Origin of the sequence: Streptomyces sp. NPDC059567 (assembly GCF_042735655.1) — a bacterium.
Lineage (GTDB): Bacteria > Actinomycetota > Actinomycetes > Streptomycetales > Streptomycetaceae > Streptomyces.
This window is the reverse complement of sequence record NZ_JBHWBS010000170.1, coordinates 1-7,932: the sequence shown is the minus strand read 5'-3', so window position 1 is coordinate 7,932 and position 7,932 is coordinate 1. Positions and strand designations below refer to the sequence as shown.

Below are 7,932 nucleotides of genomic sequence, written 5' to 3'. Positions count from 1 at the left end.
GGCCCCGGCGGCGCCCCCGCCGGTGGGCGTGCCCGCCCCTGCGCCGCCGGGCCCCGCGCCCCCGCTCGCCATCGACCCTCCCCGGGCCGAGGCGTCCGACGCCGTCCCGCTCCCGATCAGCGAGGATCCGCCGGCCGCCGGCCCGGCGCCCGCCGCGGCCCCTACGCCCGCCGCGGGCCCCACGCCTGCCGCCGGCCCTACGCCGGCCGCCGGCCCTACGCCCGCCGCGGCCCCTACGCCCGCCGCGGGCCTCTCACCGGCCGCGGGCCCCACGCCTGCCGTCGGCCCGGCGCCTGCCGTCGGCCCGGCGCCCGCCGTCGGCCCGGCGCCCGCCGCGGCCCCCACGCCCGCCGTGCCCGTCATGGCCGTCGGGGTCGTGTCGGCACCCGCGCCCGCGCGGCGGAGCCCGGCTCCCTTCGTGCGGGCCGTCCGGCTGACCGCCCCCGCGGGCGCGTCCGGCGAGGTCCCGCCCCGGCGGCCTGCGGTGCGCGTCGTCCCCGTCCGCCTGCCCCTGCCGCGCCCCGTCCCCGCCGCACCAACGACCACCCCCACCGAGGAGCCCCAGCCGTGAGCGAACACCACGCCGAGCACGCCGACGCGTGGAGCGAGCCGGAGCCCCCGCACACCCCCGCCGTGCCCACGGCCGTCACCCCCGCGGACGCCGCCGACGCCGCTCGGCTCGTCTCGTTCGGCCTCCAGCCCAAGCTGCTGCCCGCCCGCGACGCCGAGTACGCCGAGCTGCTCCGGCGCTACCGCGAGGACCCCGCCTTCGCGCGCCTCGCCGACGCCGTCGCCACCGGCCTCGGACTCGTCGTCCTGGAGGTCTCCCCGCGCGCCGGCATGGCCGTCACCGCCGGCGAGGACTCCGTCTTCGCCGTCCGCATGGGCGACTACGCCCGCCGCGCCTCGACCGACTCCGCCGACCGCTTCCTGCACGGCCTCGCCCACCTCGCCGTCGCCGCCATGGCCTTCCCCCGGCCCGAGGACCTCGCCGACGACGGCTACATCGGCCGCCTCACCGTCAACGGCGTCGACTCCTTCGTACGCCAGGCCTGCCGCCGTCTCGAAGAGCGCGCCGAGGAGCAGGGCGAGAACACCGACCCCGCCTCCGACGCCCCCGGCCTGGAGGCCGCCTGGCGCATCTACGCCCGCCGCAGCTCCACCGGCGCCACCAAGGACGCCCGCCGCCTCGCCGGCTCCACCACCGGCATCGTCGGCAAGGCCGTCGCCTTCCTCACCGACTCCGGGTTCCTCCAGCGCACCGGAGACGACGCCGGCGGCGCCTACCGCACCACCGCCCGCTACCAGCTCCAGGTGCGTGACATGGCGGGCAGCGCCGCCATGGCCGAGCTCCTCGACCTCGGCGTCGTCCCCGTCAGCGACGGCACCGCGACGCTCCTGCCGCCGCCCCAGGGCGACGACCTGGAGCTCGCCGCCGACGCCGGCCTGCCCTTCCACGCGTAACCGCCCGCGCCACCGCCCCGCGTCATCACCGAACCAGTCGACGAGAGTCCGCCGCCATGTACGAGCTGTCCCGGGTCCGCCTCTACTCCATCGGTCCCGCCGGTGCGCGCTACGCCGACACCGTCCTGGACCTGCGCGGAGTCGGCGCGCCCGTGCCCCACCCCGCCCCCACCCAGGCGGAGTTCTTCGAGGAGGAGCCGGTCGGCCCGCCGCGCCGCCCCGCGCCCGCCGGCGTGCTCTTCCTGGAGAACGGCGGCGGCAAGTCCGTCCTCCTGAAGCTGATCTTCTCGGTCATGCTCCCCGGTCACCGCAACACCCTCGGCGGCGCCAGCTCCGGCGTGCTCCGCAAGTTCCTGCTCGCCGACGACTGCGGCCATGTCGCCCTGGAGTGGCAGCACACCCTCACGGGCGAACTCGTCGTCGTCGGCAAGGCCAGCGAGTGGCGTGGACGCCAGGTCTCCAACGACCCGCGCAAGTTCGCCGAGGCCTGGTACTCCTTCCGCCCCGGACCCGGCCTGAGCCTGGACAACCTCCCGGTCGCCGAGTCCACCGCCGTCCGCGCACCCGTCGAGGGCGCCTCCGGCGCGCAGGGCCGCCGCCGCACCATGAAGGGCTTCCGCGACGCCCTCACGGAGGCGGGGAAGGCCTACCCGCACCTGGAGGTCTACTGGGAGGAGATCCACGACCGCTGGAACGAGCACCTCGGCGACCTCGGTCTCGACCCCGAACTCTTCCGCTACCAGCGGGAGATGAACGCCGACGAGGGTGAGGCCGCCGGCCTCTTCGCGGTCAAGAAGGACTCCGACTTCACCGACCTGCTCCTGCGGGCCGTCACCGACACCCGCGACACCGACGGTCTCGCCGACCTCGTCAGCGGCTTCGGCAACAAGCTCGGCCGGCGCGCCGAACTCACCGCCGAGCGGGACTTCACCGCGGGCTCCGTCGACCTCCTCGGACGCATCGTCGAATCCGCCGGGACACGGGCACGCGCGCGTGACGTCCACGCCGGGTCCGAGCGCCGCACCCGCACGCTCGCCCGCCGCCTCTCCGCCCGCGCCACCGAGGAACGCGGCCGGACCGCCGAACTCGCCCAGCAGGTCACCTCCGCCGCGCATGCCGTCTCCGAGGCCGAGACCGCCCGCGGCCGCAGCTCCCTCATCGCCGCCGAACTGGCCTACCGGCACGCCTCCCTGGCGCTGACCGTCGCCGAGAAGGGCGCCGCGTCCCAGCGCCGCGAGCTCACCGACGCCCGCACCCTGCATGCCGCCTGGCAGGCCGCCGAGGCCGTGCTCCGCAACCGCGCGGCCGGCGACCGCTCCGCGCGCGTCGCCGCAGCGATCCGCGAGGCCGAGCGCGACGCCGCCCCCGCGCTCGCCGCGCGCGCCAAGGCCGCCGCCGATCTCGTACGCGCCCTGCATGCCGCCGCCGAGGAAGGGGAGCGGCACGCAGCCGAGGAGGAGGAGCGCTCCGCGGCCCTCCAGGACGCCGGGGAGACCGCCCACCGCGACGCCACCGCCGCCGCGACCGAGGCCCAGCGCGCCCGCAGCGAGGCCGGACACCTGCGTCAGCGCCTCGCCGAGGTCGAGCAGGAGACCGCGGAGGCGGTACGGGCGGGCTGGCTCGACGACACCGCCCCGGACGCCGACCCGGCGCGCGCGGCCCTCGCCGCGAGCGACGCCGAGAAGACCACGGTCGCCGCCTGGGACGCGGCCCGCGACGCCGCCCGCACCGCCGCCGACCAGGCCCGCGAGGCCGCGGCCGCCGAGTCCCGCGCCGAACTCGCCGCCGCCCGCGCCACGGACGCGGCCGAGGCCGCCGAGAACGCCTACGACGCGGAACGCCGGGCCGCCGAGTCCCTCGCCATCGACGCCCGCCTGGCGGAACTCCTGAGTCTCCCGGCCGCACAGTCGTCCTCCCCGTTCCCGGGCCAGCGCGCGGGGGAGCCCGACGCCGGAGCGGGCGCCGAGGGCCAGGGCGCCGCCACCGGCCGCGGCCCGGCCGGCGAGCCCGGCTCGGGCGCGGACGCCGCCCCCGGCGCCGCCTTCGGGCTCGCGGGTGGCGCGCCGGACCCCGGTTCCGAAGGAACCCCCGGCCCGCTGACCGTCACCGAGTTCGACCGGTACGCCGACGAACTCCGACGGCTGCTCGACCAGTCCATCGGCTCCGCCGAGCGTCAGCTCTTCGACCTGCGCACGGCGGCGGCCGACGACTCGCGCATCCTCGGCGCCCTCGGCGACGGGGGACTGCTGCCGCCGGGACCGGACGTGCTCGCCACCGTCGAGCACCTCGGCGAGCAGGGCATCCCCGCCCTCCCCGGCTGGCGCTATCTCGCCCAGGCCGTCGACCCCGCCGACCACGCCGCCGTCCTCGCCGCCCGCCCCGAGCTGGTCGACGGCGTCGTCATCACCGACCCCGTCTCGTACGCCCGCGCCCGTGAGGTGCTGAGCACGGCGGCCCTGCTGCCGCGTTCCACCGTCGCGGTCGGCACCGCCGCCGCCCTGCTCGCGCCCGTCCCGACCCCGGAATCCGGCGAGGACGCGGGCGTGTTCCTCGTCCCGCCGAACCCGGCCATGCACGACGAGCACGCCGCCGACGAGGAGCGGCACGCCCTGCGCGCCCGCGCCGCCGCGCGCGACGAGGAGATCCGTACCCTCGCGGCCCGCCTCACCGGCGACCGTTCGCTCGCTGCCCGGATCGGCTCGTGGCGGGCCGACTGCCCGCCCGGCATGATCGCCGAGCTGGCCGCCGTCGCCGCGACCGCGCGCGAGACCGCCGAGGCGGCCGCGGCCACTCTCGCCGAGGCCCGGACCGTGCGGGCGGAGGCCGACGAGGCCGCCGCCGACGCCGCCCGCGTACGGGACGAGCGCCAGGAGGCAGCCCAGCGTGCCCGCCGCGTCGCCGACGCCCTCGCCGGCCTGGCGTTCCGGCTGCGCGAGCGGTCCGCCTGGCAGGCCAAGCTCCGCGAACTGGCCGACGACGCGACCGAGTCCGAGGCCCGCGCCCAGACCTGCCTGGAGCGCGCCCGCGCCGCCGACGAGGACCGCCGGGCCGCCCAGCGCGCCGCCGACGACGCCCACCGCACCGCCCGCGCCCAGCGCGCCGAGCGAGCCGAGATCGCCGGCGCCCCCGACCAGCTCCCCGAGGAGGACGCGGCCGCCCCTCGTACCGCGCTCCCCACCCTCCGCGAGGCGTACCGCGCCGCGTCCCAGCTCTACGAGAAGGTCGGCGTCGGCGCCGACCTGCGCGCCGAACAGGCCCGCGCCGAGAGCGACGAGTCCGCCGCCCTCGCCGAGCTCGACCGCCTCACCAACAAGGTCCGCACCCGCGCCGAGCAGCTCCTGGAATCCACCGACGGCGCCGACGGCCCGTCCCGCCAGGCCGCGGCCGCCCGCGCCGAAGCCCTGGTCCAGATGCTGGAGACCCGCGCGTCCGAGGCGAGCGAGAAGCTCGGCCGGCTCCGCGGCGAGGCCGAACGGCTGGCCCCCGAGGACGGCGAGTCGCACACCGAACTGCCCGAGGACCAGGTCCCCGTCGATGCCGAGCAGGCCCAGGCCATGCTCCGTACCGCCACCACCGAACTCGCCGCCCGCAGCGACGCCCTGGAAGCCGCGCGCACCGCGCATGCGAGCCTCCTGCGGGCCCACCGCACCGCCGAGGACGCCGCGGGCGGCTTCGACGAGACCGCCGCGCTCCTGCGCGACCTGCTGCGCGACCACGGGGAGGACGAGGAGGACGGCCCGGAGACGTACCCCGGCACGCTGGAGGAGGCGCGGCACACCGCCGCCGAGGCCCGCCGCGCGCTGCGCTCCTGCGCCGCGGAGCTCTCCGCGGCCGACGCGGCGGTGCGCGAGGCCAGTGACATCCTCGTCCGGCACGCCAACTCCACCCGCTACGAGCAGGTCCGCACCCCGGCCCGGCAGCAGATCCGCGAACTGCCCGCCGCAGCACTGCCCGAGCACGCCGCCAAGTGGGCCGAGGCGTTCGCGCCCCGACTCCGGGTCCTCACCGACGAGCTGGAGCAGCTGGAGCGCAACCGCGACTCCATCGTCGACCGGCTGCGCGGACTGGTGGAGTCCGCGCTGACCACGCTCCGCTCCGCGCAGCGCCTGTCGCGGCTGCCCGAGGGCCTCGGCGAGTGGTCGGGGCAGGAGTTCCTGCGGATCCGCTTCGAGGAGCCGGACCAGGCCACCCTCAGCGAGCGGCTCGGGGAGGTCATCGACGAGGCGACCCGCGCCGCGGTGAAGAAGAACTCCGACATGCGCCGGGACGGAATGTCGCTGCTCCTGCGGGGCGTTCAGGCCGCGCTCGAGCCGCGCGGCATCGCGGTCGAGATCCTCAAGCCGGACGCCGTGCTGCGGGCCGAGCGCGTCCCGGTCGGGCAGATGGGCGACGTCTTCTCCGGCGGCCAGCTCCTCACCGCCGCCATCGCGCTGTACTGCACGATGGCCGCGCTGCGCTCCAACGACCGGGGCCGGGACAAGCACCGGCATGCGGGCACGCTGTTCCTCGACAATCCGATCGGCCGCGCGAACGCCACGTATCTGCTGGAGCTCCAGCGGGCCGTCTCGGACGCCCTCGGCGTCCAGCTGCTGTACACGACCGGTCTGTTCGACACGACCGCGCTCGCGGAGTTCCCGCTGGTGATCCGGTTGCGCAACGACGCCGACCTGCGGGCCGGGCTGAAGTACATCAGCGTGGAGGAGCATCTGCGCCCGGGGCTGCCGCAGCCGAGCGCGGAGGGCGAGGCGATCCACGGCGAGATCACCGCGACCCGGATGTTCCGCCGCTCGCAGGTGGAGGAGTCCGTCCCGCAGTAGCGACGAACGGCCCGGCCCCCGTGAGGGGACCGGGCCGTTCTCCCGTTCGCGTCGTGGCAACCAGCGCGGAGTTCGCGGCCGCCGTATCAGGACGAGTCCTGGTATCGGGCGGCGATCGCGATGGCGCGGTCGCGCAGCGAGATGCGCAGCGACTGCGGGGCCAGGGCTTCCACATCCGTGCCGAGCTGCCACAGTGCCCATTCGGCGTGTCGTGAATCCTGGAAGGTCAGCTCCAGCCGCAGCCGGCCGTCTGTCTCGGGCTCTTCGGCGCGGACGGCCAGCGCGGTGTCCAGCAGGTCCTCCCGCCGCGCTGGGTTCACCCGCACCAGCACGGTGATGTGGCCGTCGCTGAGGAACCGCGCGGCGCGTTCCCTCCAGATCCGGTCCAGATCGACCTGGTTCGGCCTCTGTGCCGCTTCGGGGAGTTCCTCGGCGGCCGACATCCGCGACAGCCGATAGGTGCGGTCCGCGCCGGATCTCGTGGCGAGCAGGTAGCCCCGGTCGCGTACGGTGACCAGGCCGATCGGGTCCACCGTGCGCCACTGTGGTGTCCCGCCCGTGGCCGCGTAGCGGATGCGCAGCTTGTGTCCGGCGAGCACCGCGCGCCGGACCTCGATCATCGTGGTGTCGGGTACCTCGTCAGTGACCAGCCGCCGTGAGAGCAGGTCCGTCTCCGGCTCGACGAGAATGCGCCGGGCCGCGTCGCTCGCGGTGGCCCGGTGGCTGTCGGGCAGCGCGTCGACCACCTTCCGCATGGCCGAAGCGAGCGCCGAGCCGAGCCCGAACGCCTGCTCGCCGCGTCCTGATCCGGCGGTCAGCAAGGCAAGTGCCTCGTCGTGGTTCAGTCCGGTGAGTTCGGTCCGGAAACCGGGCAGCAGGGCGAAACCGCCGTGCCGGCCGCGTTCGGCGTAGACCGGGACGCCTGCCGTGGACAGTGCCTCGATGTCGCGCAGCACGGTGCGGGTGGACACCCCCAGCTCGCGAGCCAGCGTGTCCGCGGTCAGCCGACCGCGTTGGCGCAGCAGCAGCACCAGGGAGACCAGCCTGTCGGCGCGCATGCGGGAACCCTAACGGAATACATGACCAAGGGTGTCGTGATTTGTTGGCAGGCTCGTCAGCACGACGTCGAGGCCGGTGACCACCGAGCCGGCGGACGTACGTACTCCCCATGAATCGAATGGAGCTGACGTGGCAATGGAGCGAACCGCGGTCAACCCGGTGACGTGGTCGGTGGAGATGGGGTTCAACCAGGGGGAGGTCGTCTCCGGGCACACACGGACCCTGTACATCTCGGGGCAGACCGCGATGAGCGGCGACGGCAAGCCCGAGCATGAGGGCGACATGGCGGCGCAGTTGGCGCTGAGCGTCGACAACCTGGAGGCCGTGCTCGGCGAGGCCGGCATGTCTCTCGCGAACCTCGTGCGGCTGAACGTCTACACGACCGACGTCGATCTGCTCTTCCGGCACTACGGCGGGCTGGCGGCGCGGTTGGGCGGCGCCGGAGTGGCGCCGGCCACCACGATGCTCGGGGTGACGCGCCTGGCGATCCCCGGTCAGATGGTCGAGCTCGAGGGAACCGCCGTCGCGTGTGTCGTCGTCTGCTCGTGGCGGTGGGACCGGGCCGGGCGGGAGTCGTGTCGGGACGCCGCCC

The 7,932-nt window shown here is 76.0% G+C and carries 3 protein-coding genes and 2 pseudogenes; 4 read left to right on the top strand and 1 reads right to left on the bottom strand.

What is annotated here, in order from left to right; translation table 11 throughout:
- From ACFVZW_RS36275 to ACFVZW_RS36265, 3 genes and pseudogenes are all read left to right on the top strand, one after another.
- A pseudogene (locus tag ACFVZW_RS36275) lies at positions 1-571 on the top strand (hypothetical protein); the annotation flags it as partial.
- Complete coding sequence (locus ACFVZW_RS36270) at positions 568-1,464, top strand: hypothetical protein (protein ID WP_384530753.1); 897 nt, start codon at positions 568-570, stop codon at positions 1,462-1,464. The pseudogene ACFVZW_RS36275 and the gene ACFVZW_RS36270, both read left to right, overlap by 4 nt.
- A 56-nt stretch (positions 1,465-1,520) precedes the next feature.
- Positions 1,521-6,281: a hypothetical protein gene (locus ACFVZW_RS36265; RefSeq protein WP_384530751.1), complete on the top strand. Its 4,761-nt coding sequence runs from the start codon at positions 1,521-1,523 to the stop codon at positions 6,279-6,281.
- An 86-nt stretch (positions 6,282-6,367) separates the two neighbouring features.
- On the opposite strand, the gene ACFVZW_RS36260 is transcribed toward ACFVZW_RS36265, so the two are convergent.
- Positions 6,368-7,339 (bottom strand): helix-turn-helix transcriptional regulator, encoded by a 972-nt coding sequence (locus ACFVZW_RS36260; RefSeq protein ID WP_384530749.1) that lies wholly within the window; start codon positions 7,337-7,339, stop codon positions 6,368-6,370.
- 136 nt (positions 7,340-7,475) lie between these two features.
- On the opposite strand from ACFVZW_RS36260, the pseudogene ACFVZW_RS36255 reads away from it, so the two are divergent.
- Positions 7,476-7,868, top strand: a pseudogene (locus ACFVZW_RS36255) (RidA family protein); the annotation flags it as partial.
- Between the last annotated feature and the right edge of the window lie 64 nt (positions 7,869-7,932).

What these genes read in the sequence shown, in the direction of transcription:
- ACFVZW_RS36260 (WP_384530749.1), bottom strand. Translation starts at nt 7,339, where the DNA reads ATGCGCGCCGACAGGCTGGTCTCCCTGGTGCTGCTGCTGCGCCAACGC.
- ACFVZW_RS36265 (WP_384530751.1), top strand. Translation starts at nt 1,521, where the DNA reads ATGTACGAGCTGTCCCGGGTCCGCCTCTACTCCATCGGTCCCGCCGGT.